This is a genomic window from Amycolatopsis sp. lyj-108 (assembly GCF_046549005.1).
Classification (GTDB): Bacteria; Actinomycetota; Actinomycetes; order Mycobacteriales; family Pseudonocardiaceae; genus Amycolatopsis.
Map to the genome: position 1 here is coordinate 527,817 of NZ_JAJPWQ010000004.1, position 20,982 is coordinate 548,798.

The 20,982-nt window shown below is 68.5% G+C and carries 22 protein-coding genes; 7 read left to right on the forward strand and 15 right to left on the reverse strand.

Features of this window, described 5'->3' with window-relative positions; genetic code table 11:
* Positions 1-9 precede the first annotated feature (9 nt).
* On the forward strand, positions 10-699 hold the full coding sequence (locus ACLJO0_RS18485; RefSeq protein WP_410579711.1) for a choice-of-anchor P family protein: 690 nt from the start codon (positions 10-12) through the stop codon (positions 697-699).
* On the opposite strand, the gene ACLJO0_RS18490 is transcribed toward ACLJO0_RS18485, so the two are convergent.
* The 3 genes from ACLJO0_RS18490 to ACLJO0_RS18500 all read right to left on the reverse strand — a co-directional run bounded on the left by ACLJO0_RS18490 (position 689) and on the right by ACLJO0_RS18500 (position 3,539).
* Positions 689-1,348, reverse strand: a complete 660-nt coding sequence (locus ACLJO0_RS18490) for a class I SAM-dependent DNA methyltransferase (protein ID WP_410579712.1) — start codon at positions 1,346-1,348, stop codon at positions 689-691. The genes ACLJO0_RS18485 and ACLJO0_RS18490 overlap by 11 nt on opposite strands.
* Before the next feature lie 842 nt (positions 1,349-2,190).
* Positions 2,191-2,619, reverse strand: a complete 429-nt coding sequence (locus ACLJO0_RS18495; protein ID WP_410579713.1) for a VOC family protein — start codon at positions 2,617-2,619, stop codon at positions 2,191-2,193.
* A 5-nt stretch (positions 2,620-2,624) separates the two neighbouring features.
* Entirely contained in the window at positions 2,625-3,539 is a 915-nt protein-coding gene (locus tag ACLJO0_RS18500; RefSeq protein WP_410579714.1) for a sigma-70 family RNA polymerase sigma factor, read from the reverse strand.
* Positions 3,540-3,621: 82 nt separating this feature from the next.
* On the opposite strand from ACLJO0_RS18500, the gene ACLJO0_RS18505 reads away from it, so the two are divergent.
* Genes ACLJO0_RS18505 through ACLJO0_RS18515 form a run of 3 tightly spaced genes read left to right on the forward strand, consistent with a single transcriptional unit; the run spans position 3,622 to position 4,949 of the window.
* A complete protein-coding gene (locus ACLJO0_RS18505) occupies positions 3,622-4,035 on the forward strand; it encodes a VOC family protein (protein WP_125794298.1) in 414 nt (137 codons plus the stop codon).
* Positions 4,036-4,086: 51 nt separating this feature from the next.
* Positions 4,087-4,482 carry a VOC family protein gene (locus tag ACLJO0_RS18510; protein WP_410579715.1) on the forward strand — a complete coding sequence of 132 codons (396 nt, stop codon included), beginning with the start codon at positions 4,087-4,089 and terminating at the stop codon, positions 4,480-4,482.
* Between the two features lie 26 nt (positions 4,483-4,508).
* Positions 4,509-4,949 carry a DoxX family protein gene (locus ACLJO0_RS18515; RefSeq protein WP_410579716.1) on the forward strand — a complete coding sequence of 147 codons (441 nt, stop codon included), beginning with the start codon at positions 4,509-4,511 and terminating at the stop codon, positions 4,947-4,949.
* 1,003 nt (positions 4,950-5,952) lie between these two features.
* On the opposite strand, the gene ACLJO0_RS18520 is transcribed toward ACLJO0_RS18515, so the two are convergent.
* Positions 5,953-6,777, reverse strand: coding sequence for an SAM-dependent methyltransferase (locus ACLJO0_RS18520; RefSeq protein ID WP_410579888.1), 825 nt, complete (start codon positions 6,775-6,777; stop codon positions 5,953-5,955).
* Between the two features lie 135 nt (positions 6,778-6,912).
* Here ACLJO0_RS18520 and ACLJO0_RS18525 point away from each other — a divergent pair, with 135 nt between their 5' ends.
* A complete protein-coding gene (locus tag ACLJO0_RS18525) occupies positions 6,913-8,994 on the forward strand; it encodes a tetratricopeptide repeat protein (RefSeq protein ID WP_410579717.1) in 2,082 nt (693 codons plus the stop codon).
* A 7-nt stretch (positions 8,995-9,001) separates the two neighbouring features.
* On the opposite strand, the gene ACLJO0_RS18530 is transcribed toward ACLJO0_RS18525, so the two are convergent.
* From ACLJO0_RS18530 to ACLJO0_RS18550, 5 genes are all read right to left on the reverse strand, one after another.
* A complete protein-coding gene (locus tag ACLJO0_RS18530; RefSeq protein WP_410579718.1) occupies positions 9,002-10,201 on the reverse strand; it encodes a hypothetical protein in 1,200 nt (399 codons plus the stop codon).
* 19 nt (positions 10,202-10,220) lie between these two features.
* Entirely contained in the window at positions 10,221-11,594 is a 1,374-nt protein-coding gene (locus ACLJO0_RS18535) for an RNA polymerase sigma factor (protein WP_410579719.1), read from the reverse strand.
* Between the two features lie 181 nt (positions 11,595-11,775).
* Positions 11,776-12,552, reverse strand: coding sequence for a hypothetical protein (locus tag ACLJO0_RS18540; protein WP_410579720.1), 777 nt, complete (start codon positions 12,550-12,552; stop codon positions 11,776-11,778).
* A gap of 18 nt (positions 12,553-12,570) precedes the next feature.
* The gene (locus ACLJO0_RS18545) at positions 12,571-13,407 is read right to left on the reverse strand and encodes a PhzF family phenazine biosynthesis protein (RefSeq protein WP_410579721.1); all 837 of its coding nucleotides are present in this window, start codon (positions 13,405-13,407) and stop codon (positions 12,571-12,573) included.
* 734 nt (positions 13,408-14,141) lie between these two features.
* Complete coding sequence (locus ACLJO0_RS18550; RefSeq protein ID WP_410579722.1) at positions 14,142-14,954, reverse strand: S1 family peptidase; 813 nt, start codon at positions 14,952-14,954, stop codon at positions 14,142-14,144.
* 261 nt (positions 14,955-15,215) lie between these two features.
* Between ACLJO0_RS18550 and ACLJO0_RS18555 the strand changes: the two genes are divergently transcribed.
* Positions 15,216-16,031, forward strand: a complete 816-nt coding sequence (locus tag ACLJO0_RS18555) for a serine hydrolase (protein WP_410579723.1) — start codon at positions 15,216-15,218, stop codon at positions 16,029-16,031.
* 206 nt (positions 16,032-16,237) lie between these two features.
* Entirely contained in the window at positions 16,238-16,795 is a 558-nt protein-coding gene (locus ACLJO0_RS18560; protein WP_410579724.1) for a M23 family metallopeptidase, read from the forward strand.
* Positions 16,796-16,817: 22 nt separating this feature from the next.
* Here ACLJO0_RS18560 and ACLJO0_RS18565 read toward each other — a convergent pair whose 3' ends face one another.
* The 6 genes from ACLJO0_RS18565 to ACLJO0_RS18590 all read right to left on the reverse strand — a co-directional run bounded on the left by ACLJO0_RS18565 (position 16,818) and on the right by ACLJO0_RS18590 (position 20,971).
* Positions 16,818-17,195, reverse strand: a complete 378-nt coding sequence (locus ACLJO0_RS18565) for a hypothetical protein (RefSeq protein WP_410579725.1) — start codon at positions 17,193-17,195, stop codon at positions 16,818-16,820.
* Between the two features lie 42 nt (positions 17,196-17,237).
* Positions 17,238-18,743, reverse strand: a complete 1,506-nt coding sequence (locus tag ACLJO0_RS18570) for an FAD-dependent oxidoreductase (RefSeq protein WP_410579726.1) — start codon at positions 18,741-18,743, stop codon at positions 17,238-17,240.
* Position 18,744: 1 nt separating this feature from the next.
* Positions 18,745-19,662 carry an AurF N-oxygenase family protein gene (locus tag ACLJO0_RS18575; RefSeq protein WP_410579727.1) on the reverse strand — a complete coding sequence of 306 codons (918 nt, stop codon included), beginning with the start codon at positions 19,660-19,662 and terminating at the stop codon, positions 18,745-18,747.
* A 21-nt stretch (positions 19,663-19,683) separates the two neighbouring features.
* Complete coding sequence (locus tag ACLJO0_RS18580) at positions 19,684-19,857, reverse strand: hypothetical protein (protein WP_410579728.1); 174 nt, start codon at positions 19,855-19,857, stop codon at positions 19,684-19,686.
* A gap of 132 nt (positions 19,858-19,989) precedes the next feature.
* Entirely contained in the window at positions 19,990-20,487 is a 498-nt protein-coding gene (locus ACLJO0_RS18585) for a DUF6292 family protein (protein ID WP_410579729.1), read from the reverse strand.
* 112 nt (positions 20,488-20,599) lie between these two features.
* Positions 20,600-20,971 (reverse strand): VOC family protein, encoded by a 372-nt coding sequence (locus tag ACLJO0_RS18590; protein ID WP_410579730.1) that lies wholly within the window; start codon positions 20,969-20,971, stop codon positions 20,600-20,602.
* Positions 20,972-20,982 lie beyond the last annotated feature (11 nt).

Here is a 20,982-nt window from a genome sequence, read left to right on the forward strand (position 1 = left end):
GTAATTTCCTTGTCCCCACGCACAACCAGCGTGCTCGCCGTCGCGGCCGCGGCCTGCCTGGCCTTCACCGCCACCCCCGCCGTGGCCGCCGCTGCCGAGTCCGCCTACGCCATCGCCGCGTCCGGTCTGGTCACGATTCCCCGTACGCCTTCGGTTTCCGGCGCGGGCAAGGAGTCGCTCGCCTCAGTGGCGCTGCCGGCCTCCGGCCCGTCGCTGGTCAGCGCGAAGGCACTGAACGCCGACGTGAAACCGGGGCACGCCGAGGCCAGCGTCGCCGGTCTCTCGCTGAACCTCGCCACCCTGCCCGCCGGGGCCACTTTGCCCGGGCTGAGCGCCGACGTGATCAAGGCCGAATGCCAAGACGGCAAGGGTTCGGTGTCGATCGCGAACCTGAAGGTCGGCGGCAAGGCGATCAAGCTCGACCAGGTTCCGCCCAACACCACCGTCCCGCTGGCCCCGTTGCTCGAACTGGTGGTGAACAAGCAGACCAAGAACGCCGGCGGCACGCTCACCGTGACCGCGGTATCGGCCAAGCTGCTGGGCCGGACGCAGACGCTGGACATCGCGTCGGCGACCTGCGCCAAATCTCCCGGCGCCACCCCTGAACCGCCGACCAAACCCAGCGGTGACAAGCCTCAGCCCGGCGGCAAGGCCCCCAAGCCCACCCCGGTCCCCGCGCACCTGGACGTCACCGGCTGACCGCCCCGGGCGGGCCGAATCGGCGAGCGAACAGGATCGCACCCGGCTTCGGCCCGTCCGGACTCAGCAGATGCTGCGCCTCCACGGTGAAACCCGCTTCGCGGAGCCAATCAGCCACGTGGGACGGCCGTCGAAGGTACCCGTCCGCCGCCCGCGTGGACTGGTCGCCGTTCCCGCTCGTCTTGTCCTCCGGCTCGTCCCCGACGTGGAAACCCACGGCCACCATCCCGCCCGGCCGCACGATCCGGTGGAACCGCGCGAGCACGCCCGGCACCACCTCGTCCGGGATATGGATCAGCGACCACCACGCGAGCACGCCGCTGAGAGAGCCTTCGTCGACCTTGAGGTCGGTCATCGAACCGACCTCGAATCGCACATCGGGGTGTTCTCGGCGAGCGATCTCGATCATCGCGGGAGACAGGTCGATACCGAACACATCCACGCCCAGCTCCCGCAGCAGCGCGGCGGTGTGCCCCGGCCCACAGCCCACGTCCGCGACAGGCCCGCCACCGATCGCGCGGACCAGGTCGGCGAACAACACAACCCCCGCGCGAACGTGAAGCTTCCTTTCGAGCAGGTCTCGGGTCTCATCGGCGTAGCCGGCCGCGAGAGTGTCGTACGAGTTCCGGGTCTCGCTCAACCAGGTCATCAACGAACCGTAGCTTCTGCGATCGGTCTGTCGACAGTCGTCCAACCACCCACGTGGTTGAGCCCTTCAGCGACCGAAAGGCCTTATTCAGGGAAGTACGCGCCCTGGACCGCGGCCGGCCGGTGATGGTGAAGCTGACTGGATCGGGGTGACCAGAGGTGCCGACCGACGACCCTCCGCGTGAACCAGCGCCGGCAGGACGATGCCCGGCCGAGAGCTCTCACCAGGACTGGCCCACTCGCCACGGTGGCGGCTACCCGCCGGGCTGGCGAGTCCGCTATCGCCGCCACACCCGCCGAGGCTCTTCCCGTCCGGCCACCTCGGTCGAACAGGCAGGGCGAGTGCGAACCGGGACGGTCGCGGGATGCAGCCTGCGCGACGAGCACACCGGCACCACCTGGGTACCGGTCCGCCCGGATGGCGTCCCCACCGATACCCCCGCTCGCGTCGTCAGGGCGACGGACATCCTCGACGCCGGCCCACCGATACACCGTCCGGGCTGAAAACTCGGTGCCGGTGGTACGGAACTCGTGTGTTCAGGCTCCGCACTCCCGAGTGCGGCATCCAGGCACGCGAGTCACGCCTTACCGAAGTACATGAAGGCCCCCTTCCTTGCGCCTAGCGCAAGGAAGGGGGCCTTCATGTACTTCACGACCGGCCACGGAGGTCACAGCCGCCCCACAGTCACCACGGACCACATCCGACGGTAGCGAAAGCCTCCTTCACTACCCTCAGAGTAGGCAAAGAGGCTTTCACTACCAGGAGGACGCGTACGCAGCAGCGACACCGGCCCCACGCCAAGACACGTTTGACTTACCCCTCAATAGAACCCGAATCGCCACTCACGACCCCCGGCACCGATCCCTGGCGGCGTGTGCCGGTTGCGTGAAGCGCAGCATGTTCCCGGAGGGGTCGAGAAAGGCGCAGTCGCGGGCGCCGTGGGGTTGGTCGATGGGTTCTTGCATCACCTCGGCGCCCATGGCCTCGATGTGTTCGAAAGTGGCGTCGCAGTCGTCGGTCACGAAGACCAGACGACCCAGCAGTCCCTTGGTCATGAGGTCTTGGATCGCCTGCCGGTCGGCCGGTGAGGCTCCCTGGTCCATGTCGGGTGGCGTGAGGACGATCCGCACGTCCGGCTGGGACGGTGGACTGACGATCATCGCGAATTCGACGTCCTCGCGTGCCTTGAAGCCGAGCACGTCGCGGTAGAAGCCGAGGGCCTCGTCCAGGTCATGGACGGCGAGCGTGCAGTACGACAGCTTGAGATCCATGCCGGTCACGCTCCTTTCCCTGGACCATCCGGCTCCTGGTCACCGGTGCCGAGAAACACGATGTCGAGGTCACGGAGCCGGTCCGGATCGGCCTGCAGGGCGATACCGGTGATCTTCCCGTCGGTGATGGTGAAACCGAAGACGACCTGCGGCCGGCCGCGATGCGCCCAGACCGCGGCCGGAACGCCGTCGACCAGGGCGAGCCGGGCGGCCTCGGCTCGGCCGGCGAAGACGGCCGCCACCGCGTCGGCGCCGCGGGCCTCGGCGGTCGCGCCCATCCGCACGGCCGCCGGGTCGGCCACCAGCACGGCATCCGAATCGAGCACCGAGAGCAGACCGGCGAAATCCCCGTCCCGGGAGGCGGCAAGGAACGCGGCGACGACCTCCCGCTTCCGGGATCGCGCGGCATCGGATGCCGAGGCCGCTCCTTGTACCCGCCGCCGGGCCCGGCTGGCGAGCTGCCGGGCCGCCGCCGGAGAGCGGTCGATGATGGCGCCGATCTCGCCGAAGGACACGGCGAACATGTCGTGCAGGACGAAAGCGAGCCGCTCGGCGGGGGTCAGCGTGTCCAGCACCACCATGAGCGCGACACCGACCGAGTCGGCCAGCAGTGCGTCGTCCTCGGGATCGACCGGGCCGCTCGGGTGTGGCGCGGCAGGCTCGGGCGGCAGCGCCCCGGCCGGCTCCTCACGCCGGGCCTGACGTGCCTCGAGCATGTTCAGGCAGACACGGGCGACGACCGTGGTCAGCCACCCGCCCGGGTTCTCCACCTGGTCGGTGTCGGCGCGGCTGACCCGCAGCCACGCCTCCTGCACCGCGTCCTCGGCGTCGCCGGGTGAGCGGAGCATCCGGTAGGCCAGCGCCCGCAAGCGGTCCTGGTGCTCGGTGAACCGCTCGCTCAGCCAGTCGTGTTCGGCCATCGGTCACATTCCTCCGTCTCGGTCTGTCATACCGATTGACCGGCGACACCAAGCCGATGTGACAGTACAAAGGAGACAAGGCATGAAAGCGCACGTCAGCTCGATCCTCCTCGCCGTCCAGGACATGGACCGGGCCAAGCAGTTCTACACCGAGGGGCTCGGCTGGAAGGTCAAGGACGACTACGGCGTCTCGGTGTTCTTCGAATCGGACGGAGCCTCGCCCGTCGGTTTCTACCGGCGTGACGGCCTGGCCGAGCAGGTGGGCACCAGCCCGGAAGGCAGCGGCTTCAGCGGGCTCGTCCTCACCTACGTCGTCCGTAGCGAGGCACGGGTCGACGAGATCATCGCGGAAGCCGAGAAGGCCGGCGCCAAGATCCTCAAGCCCGCGGGTGCCCTGCCGTGGGGCGGGTACGGCGGCTCCTTCGCGGATCCGGACGGCTACATCTGGAGTCTCGGCTACAGCGACCAGGGAACCGACCAGCCCTACGCGGAATAGCCGTCCCTGACGACCGGCGCCGAACCACCCCGAGATCACCAGGAGAGAACCGTGTCACCGCAGATGAGCGCCATCATGCTCGGCGTCAAGGATTTGGCCCGCGCCAGGAAGTTCTATGCCGAAGGCCTCGGCTTCACACTCGACAAGGACACCCGTGGCTTCGTCTCGTTCAGCCTCGGCGAGGGGTCCCCGCAGCTGGCCCTCTACGAATGGGAGGCGGCAGCGCGCGACGCCGGAGTGGCCGCGGACGGATCCGGCTTCCGCGGTGCCTCGTTCCACGTCAACCCCGGCTCCAGGGAACTGGTGGACGAGACCATCGGCAACGCCGTGGCGGCCGGCGGCAGCGTGGTCCGGGAGGCGGCCGCCGCCAGGTGGGGCGGGTACTACGGCTATTTCAGCGACCCGGACGGCTACCTGTGGAAAGTCACCACCACCGACGCCTCCTGACTCTTCAGTCGCGAAAGGACAGACGGATGACCACCCGAACCTGGCCACGGCACGCGATGACCGGCCTGTACTGGTTCCTGGCCCTTCAGTTCGCCTTGGGCGCCATCACCAAGTACTGGCCGGGCGAAACGTTCTTCGGCCCGCCCTATGCGACACAGTTCGCCGAATGGGGCTACCCGTCCTGGATGCGCTTCCCGGTCGGGACGCTGGAAGGTCTCGCCGCGATCCTGCTCGTGATCCCGAGCAGACGAACACGCTTCCTCGGCGCCACCACGCTGATGTTCGTCCTCACCGGCGCGGTCACCACCCACATCATCAACCACGACGGGCCGGTCGAAAGCTGGGCCGCGCCGACACATCTCGTCATCACCGGGATCCTCGCACTGGCCAACTGGCCCCGCGACTGGCGAGACCTCCTGCGGGCTCCCGCCTCGCACACGGCCCGAGCACCACATCCGACGAACTAGCGATACCCGTACGTGCTGTGGCAGGCAAGGGGATCAGAAGCCGGGCGGTGGTGGCGACTGAGTGGTTTTACGCTGCCGCTGACGAGCGAAGTACTCGTTGTTGCGCTTTCGCCAGTACTCCGCCGCCTGGCTCGATTCTTCGCCGCCTGAATCGTCGGCGCACTGGGGATCGGATTGCCCCGTTGCCCTTTTCCAGAGACGAATCCGGGGTTTCCGGCGGGGCTTGCGCAGAGTCATGGTTCAGTACAGCAGACAGTCGCCCAACGCGTCATCGGCCAGACAGGTCTCGCAGAGCATCGTACGGCGCTCTTGCCATCGACTCGGCCGGATACGTGCCCTGGTGGCCGCCCGGCGACGATTTCATGATCGTCGCCGGGCATCCTCACCCCTGCTCAACAGCGGTATTCCACCTGCCACTCCGAGCCGAGCGGCACGTTGCTGACCTTCACCCACTGTGGCCCCTTGTACTCGTACCCCCCTGCTCGGCGATGCAGCCTCGGGCCACCCAGTATCCGTCGGCGTCCCTGACATGGGAGTCACGTGAACTCTTGCCAGGCGCCAACGTCGTCCAGCTACTGGAGTCGTGTCGATCACCCCACGCCTTGGTGATCCGCAATCCACGATCAGAGCTCGACAGATTGCGGATCACACCGCAGAGCAGGGATACGGATAGCATTCCGCCGTAATCCCTACACCCGGCCGACTTGGCGCCGGGTTCGCCGCCACTGCGTTCGCGGACGTCGGCACGGCGAACAACGCGGCGGAAGCCGTCAGCCCGATCGCGAGTTTTCGCATCAACTTCAGCGTGATTCCACCCCTCGATTTCGCTGCCTGCCCGAATGGGCTACCCCAGTTTGCGCATCGACTCTCCGCGAGCGGAAGCGTCTCGGGGAGACTTGGGACGATGGGATAAGAGCCCGCGCTTCACCTGCGGAAACATCTCTCCCATCGGACGCCGTGGGAGTAGCGGATCCGCACGGCCCTGGCAGGCTGCTCGCGAGTTTCAGTGCGTGCGTGCCACCCCAGCCAGCCCGCGGGAACGCGGGGCGTCCTTGTCGGCGCCCGCGACGTCGGGGCGCCATCGAGGCAGCCACACCAGACCGGGTTCGACCAGCTCCAGGTCTCCGAAGAACTCAGCGATCTCCTCACGTGAGCGCATGATCGCGGCGTGGTTGGTCCGGCGCCCGTACTCCTGAGCCACCCGCTTGCCCGCGTTCTGCGTCTCGACGTCCTCGGGCGCGACGTGAATGTGCGACACGGCCAGGAAGCTGCCCGGCGGCAGCATCGCGCGGTGGAAACCGAGTGCGGCGTGCGGATTCTGCTCGTCGGGCATGAAATGCAGCAGTGCGACCAGAAGCAGCCCGATGGGCTCGCTCCGATCGATCAGGCCGGTGTCCATCACCCGGTCCCACAGCAGGCGCCGGTCGAAGAAATCGGCGTCCAGCGCGGCATGCCGGGCCCGATCCGCCGTCTCTTCGAGCAGGATCTGGGCGTGCGCTTGGGCGATCGGCTCGTTGTCGATGTACACCACCCGGCATTCACCCGGCGCCACCTCATCGGCGACCTCGTGCACGTTGCCCTGTGTCGGCAACCCGGACCCGATGTCCACGAACTGCCGGATCCCTTGCCCCACCATGAAACGGACGGCACGACCGAGGAACGCCCGGTTCGCGCGGGCGAAATCCCGGATCTCCGGCAGCACGGCGAGCTGCTTCTCGGCGAAAGCCTGGTCGACGGCGTAGTTGTGCGTCCCGCCGAGCAGGTAGTCGTACACCCGCCCCACCGAAACCTTGTCCACCGACGCGGCCACCCGTGCGGCCTCATCCATGCTCATCCCGATCCCCCAAGACCTTCGCGCAGGCAACGCATCGAAGACCGCACAGTACCGGTCTGCTTCCTCCCTTGCGGTGAACGCACCGAAACGCGGGAAATACGCCGCTAGCCTCGGAAGCGGAGGTGGGCCGTGGACCATACGACCAACGAGGTCGCGCACGCCGTCGGCGGCTCGGTCATCCAGACCGGGGTCGTGCAGGGCGACATCCACGTCCACGACGTCCGCCCCGCGCCGGTGCCCTATCAGCTTCCCCCGTCGCCCGCGCATTTCAGCGGGCGGACCGGCGAGCTGGACAGGTTGACGGACACCCTGCTCGGCGACATCCACCGGGACAGACCCGCGCTCGCGGTGCTGACCGGCCCTGGAGGTGTGGGCAAAACGGCTCTCGCCCTGCATTGGCTGCACCACGCACGCCGGCATTTTCCCGACGGGCAGTTGTACGCGAACCTGTCCGCATATGGTCCGGACGGACCGATCAGCCCGGTCGAGATCCTCGGCGATCTCCTCCATGGACTGGGAGTGCCGCCCTCGGACATCCCGCTCCGGGCAGCGCGGAGGGCCGCGGTGTACCGCTCGCTCACCGTTGGCAGGTCGATCGCCGTGCTGCTCGACGATGCCGCTTCCAGCGAGCAAGTAGCGATGCTGCTGCCCGTTTCGCCGAGGAGCGTGGTCGTGGTGACAAGCCGTCGACGCTTGAGCGGTCTCGTCGCGCACGGCGGCGCCACGGTGGACGTCGGCGCCCTTTCCCCGGACACGTCGGTGGAGTTGCTCGGCCGCGCGGTCGGCCGGGAGCGCGTCGCCGCCGAACCGGAATCGGCCCGGGATCTGGCGGAGCTGTGCGGCGGCATACCGATCGCGGTGCACCTCGCCGCGGCCCGGCTGGCGGTCCGGCCGAACTGGCCGCTGGCGAGGGTGGCCAAGGAGCTCGCCGACGAACGTCGTCGGTTGCGGGCCTTCGTCGGCGAGGACGGGACCTCGTCCGTCGAGATGTGCTTCGACCTCTCCTATCGCGGGCTTCCGCCTGGCGCGGCTCGCCTCTACCGGCTGCTCGGGCTGTACCCCGGCGGCGATTTCGGCAGTGGGGTCGCGGCGGCGCTCGCCGGGACGTCCGAGGCGGAGGCGGAGCATTCGCTCGGTGCGCTGGCCGACGCGAACATGGTCATGGACAAGGCTTTCGATCGCTACGGCTTCCACGACCTGGGGCGTCTGCACGCTCGGCGCCTGGCGGAAGTGCGGGAGCCGGAGGCCGAACGGCAGCGAGCGGTGTGGTCGGCAGTGTCGTATTACCGGGACCGCGCCGCGGCCGCCGACAGTGCGGCGACGCCGCTGCGGCCGCACCACGCTCCCGCGCCGACGGAGTTCGACACGCGCGTATCGGCGCTGGACTGGCTCGAGCGCGAACTGCCGAACCTGATCGCCTGCCTGCGGATCGCGTACTCGCGCGGCTGGTACGAGCTGGTGTGCCGCCTGTACGACGCGCTCTGGGGATTGTTCCTCTATCGCGGGCACTACGACGAGTGGATCAGCACCGGCGCCCTCGCGGTCGAAGCCGCGACCTTGTCCGGGGATTCCGGTGTCGAAGTGCGGATGGTGAATCAGTCCGCTGCCGTCCATCTGCGCGTCGGCGAGCCCGCTGCGGCGCTCGGCCCGTATCGGCGGGCGTTGGCCGTCGCCCGTTCGATTGGCGACTGGGCAGGCGAGGCGACCGCGCTGGAAGGGCTGGGTGCCGCTGAGCATGCGTGCGGCCACCTCCCGGAAGCGATCGGGCACTACCGAAGTGCCCTCGAACTCAACGAAGCGCAGGGACGCACCCGTGGGACGGCGCTTCTCCTCTGCTACCTCGGCCACGCGCTGGCCGATCAAGGCGAGTTCGAGGCCGCCGCCGACCACTTCGCGCGCTCAGCGGGGCTTTCCGAGTCGATCGGCGATCTCCATTGCCAGGCGCAGGCGATCGCCGGGCTGGGCGGGGTCCACGCGGCGCGTGGCGCCCACGTCGAGGCGGTGTCGGCGTTGCGGCGAGGACTGCGGTCGCTCCCGTCTTCGGAGGCCGCCGCGCTGCGCGTCCCCGTGCTGGAGAAACTGGCGGAAGTCCTCACCGCTTCCGGGGATCACGAAGGGGCGCGACGGTACTGGACCGAGGCACTCGACGCCTGCACCGCCATGAACGATCCTCACGCTGAGCGGATCCGGGCCCGGATCCGCTCAGCGTGAGGCCGGTTCACTCGATCGGCTCCGGCAGCAGCGCGGGCGACACCGGCACCCGATGTGCCGGCTGGTCCAGGCCCAGCAACGCATAGCAGGTCTCGCGCAGGATGGTCAGTGCCTGCCCCGGGCGTCCCGTGATGGTCCGCACCACCTCCGCGCGCTCGACGTCGGTGGGCGGCTTCGCCCGGTGCACCTGCGGCGCCAGCGGCCGATCGAGACACAACGGCGCCGCGATCCGCGAAACCAGGTCGGCCGGGCTGCCCGGCCGCACGCCGTCGAGGGAGCCGGTGCTCATCAGGGTCGGCACACCAAGGCCCGCGGCGTACTGGAGCACCGAGCCGAGGTCCCCGACGGCGAGGTCGGCGGCCGCGAGTGCGGCCCGCCAGCCCTCCTCCGGCGGCAGGACGACGAGCCCGCGCTCCCGCGGACCGGACAGCCACGCGAGGACCTGCCGACGGCTGTAGGCATGCCAAACGAACGGATGCAGCACCGCCACCACCAGATGTTCCGGCTGCGGCAGTTCCTCGACCAGCCGGGCGAAAATCGTCGGGTCGGTACCGAACAGCGAGTGTTTCGACCAGGTCGACGAGACGACGACGATCCGCTGTCCCGGGGCCGCGCCGAGCGCGTGCCGGTACGCGTCGCGGTACGGACGGCCTGCCAGCATCCGGTCGAACGACGGGTCGCCTGCGACGATCGCCCCGGGCAGCGCCTCGGGACAGGTTTCGGCCAGCACGAGCTTTTCCTCGTCGGTCGCGAGCGCCAGGGCGGCCGGGATCACGTCGTCACCGCGCATGAGGTGATCGCGGTGCAGACCGTGCCGCCAGACGTCGCCGTCGTACCCGATCCTGGACCCGAGGCTGCCCACCCCGTGTGGCATCAGGACGACCGGCCCGTCGAGTTCGGCCAGGCCCCAGTCGCAGGCCGCCAGCACCAGGTCGAACCGTGTGTTCACGGCCTGCCGCCACGGGATGACCAGGCCGTCGAGCCGACGGACGTACTCGCCGATTCCCGCCCATCGGTATCCGGTCTCCGGAGTCGACAGCATCACCTGGACCCGCATGTCACTTTCCAGTGCGGGCAAGATGTCCAGCAGCCGTTCGCCTGCCTGGACGTGCGGCACCACGACAAGAATCCGCTTCACGCCGGGCAGGCTCATCCAGAAGTCGGCCACGCGGTCGCCTGCCGCGATCACCCTGCCCGTATCCGTCATGCTCGGTGACAGCACTGGTTCAGCACGGGAAGACATCGATTTTCCCCAGGTCCTTCACCATTCGCGCGCCGCCGCTGCCGACGATTTCGACCGCGATGCCGAGACTCGCCCGGGCGTCCTCGTTGTAAATGGGTCCGACTTGCCCGGTCCACCGGGTTCCCTCGGCGGTGCCCTCCATCGGCAACGAGAACGTGCTCCCTGGGACGGTCACGAGGATCAACGCCGACTTGGCGCCGGGCGAGACCGTCACACGAACGGTCGAGGAAGTCGGCTCGCTGCCGCAGGTACCACTGTCGGCGGCGGCGATCCGACGATGCTGAACCCAGGAATCGGTCACGGACAGGCCCGTGTCCTGCACGCCGTTCCCGTCGGCGGCCGGAGGTACGGCGGCCGCCGGCGGGACGTTCGTCCGCGTCGCCGAGGCCGGGTCGCCGGTGACCGCTGACGGCGCGCTCGGCTGGTCGATCGGTCCAGGCCGCGGGGGCGGCGGGGGCAGCGGGACCGGCACCTCGACCGGAGTCGAGGCCGGCCCGCTGATCGGACCTGCGGGCAAAGCTTCCCCCGCATCGGGGTGTGGGAGGAGCGGTATCGAGATCACGACCGCCGCGGCGGTGGCCGCGGCGACCTTGTACTTGACCGTCGGCAGGAACCGATTGAGCAGATCTCCGGCCATGGCCAGCCCGGGAACGGCCAAAATGATTCTCATCAGGGCCGTGCGGTCGTCGCGGCGGCGACCGCACCGCTTGCACGCGCCGATATGAGTCCGGACTTCGCGAAGCAGCTCCGGCGAGTCTTCTTTGCGCTCGGCAAGGCAGCGCGGGATCACACAGCGGTTCGGTCCCTCTCCGGGATCGGTGACGAGCACTGTCACCGTGGCCGCGTCGCGGAGCGCTTTCGCGCCTCGCCGTCGCCGGTTCCTCACCTCGTTCAGCCGCACGCCGAGCTGTTCGGCCAGCTCGGCTTCCGTGGAGAGCTTGAGCGCCACTTCCAGATGCAGGACGACGTCTTCGTGGAGGGTCTTGTCCAGGAATCTCCAGACCCGGTCGAGGAACTTCAGCATGTCCAGCCGCAACCGGGTGGTCCGGAGGAAGTCTGCGCGCGGATCCGCGCTGTCCTCGATTTCCCTCCACATGTCGCCACCGGACGCCTGCCGCTTTCGCAGGAGGTCCCGTGCCGAATTGATCGCGACCATGCACAGCCAGGCACGCACGTCTTTGACGTCCTTGCCGGGTGCTTTCTTCAGGACCTTCTCGACAGCCGATTGGGTCGCGTCCCAGGCATCATGGACGTTCTTCACTATCATGAAACAAGCGGCGTACATGTCGGGGAGGTACTGCCCGATGGCGCACACGATACGTTTCCACTTGAGCAGTGGGTCTTCCGGTGGGGTCATGTCGTATAGACGAGCCGCGCGAGCCATCGACGCGAGCTTTCGGACGACTGTGCCCCTTCGGGTGAAAGGCACCTGCCGGTCCGGTGGATGTGGTCACGACGTTCTCCACATCCAGTGAGCGAGCGTCTCCTATTGAGGAGCCTTTCCTGCCACCCGAACGTGCTGACCGTGACCGCGGTCCTCAGCGATCCGGCTCGTGCCGAAGATTTCCGTGCAAATGCCCCACCTGGATCGCCGTGCCGAAGTCGCCGCCGGTGATGATGTTCGTCGTGCCCGCCGGTCGCGGAGCGTCCGGAGTGACCGGCGCGGGTTCCGCCTCGGCACCGAACCCGTGTGTCAGCAAGTCACCGCTCGGCCTGGGCACGTAGAGGTGGACCATGCCCGAGTACTCCTTGACCTGGACCCGCCGGGCCACCAGCAAAGACGAAGGGAGCCTCGCGTATTCCGTCTCCAGCACGTCCTCGAAGACCCGCTGCGACAACGCCACCGCCAAGAACGTCTGCCCGGGATCGGATCGCGCCAGCAGGTCGCGCACCTCGGGCGCGTCGAGCAGCCGATGCGTCGTGATCACCGTGCTCCCGACCACGGCCGCGGAGCCGGGATCCCCGACCGGGCCGACGTTCAGGCTCGCCCGCATCCGCAGCCGGACTCGCCGGTCGCCGGCGGGCCACCGGGCATCCCGTTCCGCCAGCGCCTCCTGGAGCGCGTCGAAGAACCGCATCACCACGGCGGGCAGGTGACGCGTCGCGAAACCGATCCCGAAACCGTCGCCGGTGTCATGCGGGAACAACGCCTCACGCCAGACGTGGCCGAGCCCCGCGCGTTCGAAGGCGAGCGCCAGCACGTCGGGAATGGCGTCCGCGAGCACCGCCTGCCCTCGATCGGAATGACCGCCGAATTCCTTGGTGTCCACGACCAGCACCGCACGGTACGGCGGCAATTCGTCGATGTCCGTCATCGCTCTCCTTTTCTGAATTCAGAGTGCGACGTGGCCGGTGATACCCACGACCGTGTCGCCACCGACCCAGATCTCGCCGTCGGATCGCTCGATGTGCACCCGCCCGCGGCGGTGCAGCTTCGTGCCCTGAGCGGCGACATAGGCGGCCGGGGCCACGGCGGCCGGAATGAGCCACTGCGCGATCGCGGCGTTCAGGCTGCCGGTCACCGGGTCCTCCACGAACGTGCCGTCTTCATCGACGAACGCCCGCACCTCGAAGTCGGCCTCGCCGCCCGGCGGATGCGGGCCGAACACGCCGACGTCCGGGTATTCACCGAACGCGGCCGGGTCGGGCTCGAGTGCCAGTACCGCCTCGGCGGAGGCGAGTCGCACCGCGACCCACGCCGGCCCGTTCTCCGCCCACCGCGCGGCCAGGATGTCGCCCGGTTCGACCCGCAACGCCGCGGCCAGAACGTCCACCGTCGACGGCGGTACGGGACCACTTCGGCGCAACGGCGGAGCGGCGAAGGCGAGCCGGTCCCCGTCGCGCCGCACCGCGACCAGACCGGCGCCGCACTCCTGCACCAGGCGACCTGCCGTCTTCGGCGTGCCGCCGCACTCCAGCCACGCACGAGCGGACCCGAGCGTCGGGTGGCCCGCGAAGGGCAACTCGCGGCTCGTGGTGAAGATCCGCAGCCGGTAGTCGGCGGCCGGATCGGTCGGCGACAGCAGGAACGTGGTCTCACTCAGGTTCGTCCAGCGAGCGAACGCCGCCATCTGCCCGGTGGTGAGGTCGTCGGCGTCGTGAACCACCGCGACCGGATTTCCGGACAGGAACTCGTCGGTGAACACATCGACCTGACTGAACGCTCGCATGCCCTCAAAGCTACCGACCGGGCGCGGGGTGTGGTTCGTTCGTCCGGCGACGACCGCCCGGCGCGTTCTGGCCACCGCGGGTCTGGCCATCTCGGTCTTCGGCGCGGGTCCGGACTGGCTGACGGAGCCCAGCCACTCTTTTACCATCCACAAAGAACGCCCCTGATAGCAAAATGTCTGATTAGCGGCTATAGGTACCTACTACGTGACCTGCGGCGCTTCTTGCGTGATGCCAGGTTGAGGTACATGAAGGACCCCTTCCTGTACCTAGGCGCAAGGAAGGGGTCCTTCATGTACTGAGGAAGGCGTGAAGGTCGCTTCAGGCAGGGCTGAGCTCAGCCCTGCATGTAGTGAGGGGCCCCTTCCCTACCCTCAGGGCAGGCAAGGAGTCCCTCACCGACCCGCCGCCCGCCGTAGGTACCCAAGACACGATTCGGGTTCTAACCCGAATCGCCACTCACGACCCCTCTCGAAAACACGCAAGGCGTGTCGAGGGCTCACTCACGAGTCGCTGCCGCCGTCGAACCCGACAGGCTAACCAGGTCCGAAGCCCCGCCCGGGAACACGACACGTTTGCCTTCCGACCCAATACATCTCCAACAACTGCGGCAAAACGGCCTCCACCACGATTTACCTCGGCGAAAAGGCGCGCTCGGTCATCGTCAGGGCCTGCTGACACCGCGGCTTCGGCCGGCCCCGAAAGAGCCAGTCACGCCGACCGTGTCGAGGCGGTATCAGCGGATGGTGCGGTGGATCCAGTCGGCGTAGGCGGGCACGCTGGTGTACAGGCCGGGCCCGTTGGCACAGGGCACGTCGTTGTCACCGGGGCCGGAGGTGACGCCGATCAGCTCCCACCGGCCGCCTTTCCCGCGCTGGATCTGCGGCCCGCCGGAGTCGCCCATGCACGCCATCGCGCCGCGCTTGCGGCTGATCGTGCAGAGCCGGGTCGCATCCGCGTAGCCGGGCGAGCATTCCGACACCGCTCCGCGGCGGGTGTCGAGCTGCTGGAGCCGTTCGGGGAACACCGCCTTGGTGATGTCGCCGGTGTCGACCGTGGTGCCGAAGCCCATCAAGCGGGTCGGCGTGCCGGGCCGGCCGGGGCGGTCGGCGATGCGGATGGGCTGTTCGGAGACCGGGCGGTCCAGGCGCACCAGCGCGATGTCGTTCTTGTTCGGCTCACCCGGCTGGTACCCGGGGTGGCGCACCATGCGGTCGATCGTGCGCACGGTGCCGCCGGAGGTCCGCTGCCCGCTGCCGATGCGCACCGTCCCCTCCGGCCGGGCCGGGTTGTTCTCCGGGTCGACACAATGCGCCGCGGTCACCACCCATCGCGGGTGGACCAGCACGGCTCCGCACACGCCTTTGGCGTTGTTCAGCTCGGGCACGATCTCCGGGATCGAGGCCATGAACTCGTAACGCTCGGTGGAGTTCTTCCCGTTCACCACGGCATCGGCACTGCCGGGCAGGGCGATCGCGCAGAAAGCTCCTGCCAACACGACGCTGGCGGCACGAATCAGATGGCGGCGCACGGAATCCACTCTCGACATACTTTTCCTTCGTTCGACGAATTCGGGTCGATCGGGTCCAGCCTCGCGGTCCGTCGCGTCCTGGACAATCGGGTCAGCCCGCTGATCCGCCGTGGTGGCTGCCGGACGCCGCGTGGTGGTGCCCGCCCTACCTACCGTCCATAATGGACGACCTCTCATTCAGGAGTGACCGGCGTCACTATTCGGCGGGTTGCGGCAACCTCCGGTACCGGCGAACGCCTTCAAGCTCAGGAAGAACCGATATCGGAACCTGGGGAGCACATGAAGAGACTTTTCGTCATGCTGACCGCGATACTGGCGGTACTCGCGTTGGCACCCGCCTCACCCGCCGGCGCGACGACCCGCTTCGACAGGGAGCTCCAGTCGCGCATCGCACGAGCCCAGGCGTACGCCGACAGCAGGCCCGGTGACACCGGGATCGTCCTCCGGGACCGGTGGACCGGCGCGGTCTACCGGAGCCGGGCCGCCGGGACCCTCATCTGGGCCTGCTCCACCCCGAAGCTGGCGATGGTCGTTGATCTGTTGCTGCGCAACGATTCCGGGGCCGTCCGGCTGACCGCCGAAGACCGGGACCTGATCCACCGGATGCTCAACTCCAGCGACGACGCCGCCGCTCACACGCTGTGGACCCGGTACGGCGGTGAGGCCGAGTTCGCCAAGCGCTTCCCGTCGTACGGGATGACCGACATGCGGTTCACCGACCAGCACCCGCACCACTGGGGCTGGATCTTGACCACCGCCAACGACCTGGACCGACTGGTCGACCACGTCCTGACCAAACTGCCCCGACAGCACCGGGACTACATCGTCCGCGAAATGCGCACTGTCGACGTCAACCAGCAGTGGGGTGTCTGGGGCGCCGGCCCCGCCGCGCGCCCCGGCAACAAGAACGGCTGGTCCGACGACAACGACGACGGCTCCTGGATCATGAACTCGGTCGGCTTCGTCGGCCCGCACGAGCGATACACCCTCTCGCTCATGAACAACACCAAGGTCATCCAGAACGGCTACGAAACCGGCCAGGAAACCACCACCAAGATCAGTGAGATCCTGTTCAAGGGATACTTCAAGGGCTGACCTGGCAACGCCGGACCCGGCGGACCTCGCCGGGTCCGGCGCCTGACCGAGACGCTCCACAATGGACTGTCGAGCCTTTCGGATACGGCCTTCGACGACCTCGCGCAAGCCCCGAACGAACCCTTGTTCCCGTGACGAACCGCCTGTTTTAGTCGGGACGTCCCCGCACATGGCAGGGACTGGTTCACCCGGAAAGCGAGGGCACGATGAGCGCACCCGAAAAGGCGTTACCCCGCAGGATCGGCGCGATGGTGAGTGCCGTGCTGGTGGCGGCCGGCATCTCGGTCACCGGCGCGGGCACGGCGTCGGCCGCGGACTACTACTACGAACTGCCGTACCCGGCCGGCGAGGCCTATCAGGTCACGCAGGGACCGGAGGGCACGTACTCCCACGTCGGTCCTTACAACGAATACGCCTGGGACTTCGGTCTCCCGGCCGACTACGAGGTGTCCGCCGCGCAGGGCGGCGAGATCATCTTCTCGAATTGGTCGCCGTACTGGCAGAACGGCATCGAGGTGCTCATCCGGCACTCCAACGGCACCTGCACGCACTACGCGCATCTGAACCGGGCCCTCTACAACGCGGGCACCTGGGTGCCGCAGGGCCGGGTCGTCGGCTGGTCGGGCAGCACCGGGGCGTCCACCGCACCGCATCTGCACTTCCAGGTGATCGACTGCGGCAGCCGTGTGGGCATCCCCGCCACCATCCAGGGCTGGACCCCGTCGACCGGCACCCGGCCGGTCAGCGTCAACAACTACGCTTGAGTTCGCGCTGCTCTTTCGTCTCCTACCAGAGGGTGGACGGCCCCGAGACCACCCAGCCGGTGTCGACGGGTTTGACCCAAAAGCCCAACGCCACGTCGATCACCTGCTCGCGATAAGTGATTTCGACAGAGAGATGGCTACCGGTCTCGCCCCAGGCGAAACTCCCGAGACCGAGTTCGTCGAGCCACGACATGTCGCGCGCCCACTCATCGGGCACGGGGTCGCCATCGGTACTCACTCCGGCGGAACCGGACCAGAGCGCCTTGAGTACGTGCCGGGCCGAAGTATGGTCGACGAGCTTCTCGGCCACAGGCATCTTTCCCGCCCGCACGAGGCCGAAATAGTGGCGTACGACCGCCTCGACGTCGGTCTCGGCGGGCCGCTCCGTCCAGATCTTCACCGTCGAGACGATAGGGGGACGGACCGGCGCCACCAAGCGATTTCACCGGCCGCGGAAGCGGGCGGCCAGTGCGGCGATCGGTGACCGTCGGGCCCGCACCGGGAGCCGTCCGGACGTGATGTCCTCCAGCAGGGTCGCGACGGTTTCCCTGGCGCAAGTGCGGTTCGCGCCGATCCCGCCCGAGGGGCCGCGTTTGATCCAGCCGACCACGTAGGCACCGCTACGGCTGTCGACGCGGCCCGCGGTGTTCGGAATCGTGCCGCGGGCCTCGTCGAACGGCAGGCCTGGCACCGGTGTCCCGCGGTAGCCGACCGCGCGGACGACCTGTCCCGCGGCGATCTCGACCGGGCCGTCCGGACCGGTGACCCGGAGACCGCGCACCTGCGTATCGCCGACGATCCCGGTGGGAGCGGAGTGGAAGCGCAGGACGATCCGGCGTGAGTCCGCGACCGGCGGCGCGGTCCAGTCGACGGTCTCGTGGCCGAGTTCGCGCAGCAGCGACGCTTTGCCGGTGCCCGCGTCGATCGCGGCCGTGGTGCGCGGGTCCGCGTCGTCGACGACGAGCGGCACGCCGGTCCGCTGTGCCAGCGCGAGCAGCTCCGGGGAGGTATAGGCGGCCTCCTCCGGCCCGCGCCGCGCGAGCAGGACGACCTCACGGACCTTGCTCGTACGCAACCGTTCCAGCGCGTGCGGGGCGATCGTGGTGCCGGTCAGCCCGGCGGGATCGGCGGTGAGGATCCTGGCGACGTCCAAGGCGACGTTGCCGGTGCCGACCAGCACGACCCGTTCCGCGGAGAGGTCCACGGCGTTCGCGGGTATGTCCGGGTGGCCGTTGTACCAGCCGACGACGGTGGTCGCGGCGATGCTGCCCGGCAGATCCTCACCGTCGAGGCCGAGACGACGTGCGGACGAGGCGCCGACGGCGTAGACCACCGCGTCGTGGCGCTCGGCCAGCTCGTCGACGGTGACGTCGCGGCCGACCTCGGTGCCAAGGCGCATCCGCAACCGCGGGTGCTCGTGGAACCGCGAGAAGGTTTCGCCGATCCGTTTCGTGGCGGGATGGTCCGGGGCGACGCCGAAGCGGACGAGCCCGCCCGCGACCGGCAAGCGGTCGATCAGGGTGACCCGCGCGTTCGTGTGCAGGAGCAGATCTTCGACGGCGTACATGCCGGCCGGGCCGGTGCCGACGACCGCGACGTCCGGCGGCGCGAAGTCGCTCGGGATGGCCCGGTCGAACGTCGGAGGACTCCAGTGGTGGAAGTTCGGCGCGGGGTCGGCCGCGGGCACGGTCTCGCGGCCGGCGTAGTAGTCCGCGTTGAGCCCCGCGTAGACCTGCAGCGAACCGGTCAGCAGATCGGCGGGGAAGATCGCGTCCACCGGGCAGGCGTCCGCGCAGGCTCCGCAGTCGATACACGAGGCCGGATCGACGTAGAGCATCTCCGTGGTGCCGAAGTCGGGCTCGTCCGGGGTCGGGTGGATGCAGTTGACCGGGCAGACCGACACGCAAGTGGCGTCGTTGCAACAGGTCTGGGTGATCGCGAAGGCCATGTCAGATCAGGTTCGCCCGCTTGTAGAACACCAGTGCGGGCCGGGTGAGCAGGCCGCACGAGCCGAGGAACTCCATCAGCCCGGCACAGCTGGACCGCATCATCGACTTGTGGTGCTCATTGGACTTCGCCTCGCGCAGCGCGCGTTCGGCGTCGAGTCCCGCGTTCTTGTAGACGTCGCGGTTGATCATGCTGCTGACGATGAAGTACGACGCGATCGCGATGACCAGCGCGTTGATCCGGCGGCGCAGGAACCCCGCGCCCTCCAGCTGTTCCCGCGTCTCCTCACGGGCGAACTTCATATGCCGCGACTCTTCGACGACGTGGATGTTGTTGATGGTCCGCACGAACGGGACCACCCGCTCGTCGCGCATCCAGTCGCGCTGCATCACGTCGAGGACTTCTTCGGCGACGAGGATCGCCGCGTACGCCGCTTCGCCGCGGGCCGTCGCCTTGAAGACGCGGCCGAGTTCGACGGCGAGCCTGCGCGGACGGTACGGGGGCGCGCCGAGCTTCTCCGCCCCGCGGGCGAACATGATCGAATGCCGGCATTCGTCCGCGATCTCGGTCAGCGCCCACTGGAACGCCGGATCGGTCGGGTCCTTGGCGTAGAAATCGCGCAGCACCATCTGCTGCAGGATCATCTCGAACCAGATACCGGTGCTCGCGACCGAGGCGGCCTCCTGCCGCGTGAGCTCCTTCTGCTGTTCCGGGGTCATCTCCGCCCAGTAAGCCGTGCCGTAGAGGGTGCTCCACTCCGGGCTGGCACCGTGGAAATCCTTGTCCAGCGGCGTTTCCCAGTCCACCTCGGTAGCCGGGTCGTAGGACAGCATCGCGGAGGAATCGAGGAGCCGCCGCGCGGTCTCGTGGCGGCCGGCACCGGCCGCTTCCGCGGTGCGGGGCACATCGGTGCTCGTCATACGGACCTCCCTGACTAGACGTTACCGAGGTTCACTGTTACCCAAGGTAACACCTAAATGGCGGCGCCGCGAGAGGGGGATCTCAGGAGCGTGCGCGGCCCGCCGTCCCGCCAGGGTCAGCGCGATTCCGGCGGCCACCACCACGGCGCCCGCGATCACATTGCTCAGCCAGGTCGCCGTGGTCAGCTCGGGCATGCCCGGATACTCGCGCGGTACCAGACCACGGCCGGCATCCCGTCGATCACGAAACACACGCTGTGCCATGGCCTTCGGATAGCCCGGCCCGAACCCGCCGGATTCAGCCGGTGTCGTGCCTGGTCGGCCCGGTCATCGTGCGTGCGGTGAGAGGCCCGCGTACGCGGCCAGACGGAGGGCGAGCCCGTCCTCCGCCTCGGCCGCCCCGAGCGGCGGTGGCTCGAGCAGCGCCGTGGCCTCATCCGAGTACACGCTCTCCGCGAACGTGGCGACCACCCTTGGTGGCGGCAGCAGTTCGAGACCCTCATAGCCGACGACGATCAGGTCTTCGCCGCTGCTGGTCTCCACGGCCAAGGCCCATCCGTGTCGTTCGTCCCAGAGCAACGCGACGTCGCGGTCCGGTCTGCTCGGCAGTCTTCGCTCGAGTGCGATGTACGCGCTCGCGATCGGTTCGAGCTGCACGCAACAGGCGTCCCCGTGTAACCCCAGCGCCTCGATCACCAGGCTCACATACCGGTGCAGCCCCTTCAGGATCACGTCGTCGAATTGCGGTTCCATGCCGATCGCCACCTCGTGCTCGTCCTCGTCGGCACTGCGGCGCCGGCTGCTCGACGCGGCAATGAGGTTCACTCCGCCACGCGGAGGGTTCCACCCGTGCCCGGGGCGAAACGCGGATCGCGAGAAGGCCGGCTCATCCGGCTGGTGGGGGCCGGCAGGAGACGATTACCCGGTGCTCCGGAGATCAATCATCCGCCGTCGACGGCCGGTAGTTCGGGTTCTCCCAGACGAACGTGACCTTGTTCCCCGCCGGATCGGCGACCTCCGTCAGCTTGATGAAGTCGTAGTCCTGGATCGCGCCGCACTCCACGCCCCGGGCGCCGAGGGAGCCAACGGTGTCGTCGATGTCCTCGACGACGATGACCACGGCGCTCTTACCCGCGGCCTCCGGCGAGTGGGCGACCTGGATCCCCGCGTTTCCGGCGATCAGCCATTCCGCGACGCCTTCCATGGGCTCGGTGTCGGGCCGCCGCCCGATCCACCGCTCGTACCACGCGACCGCGGCGGAATGCTCCGAGACCGGCAAGACAGCGTAAACATCCTTGAACTTCGGCACGGGCAGTTGTC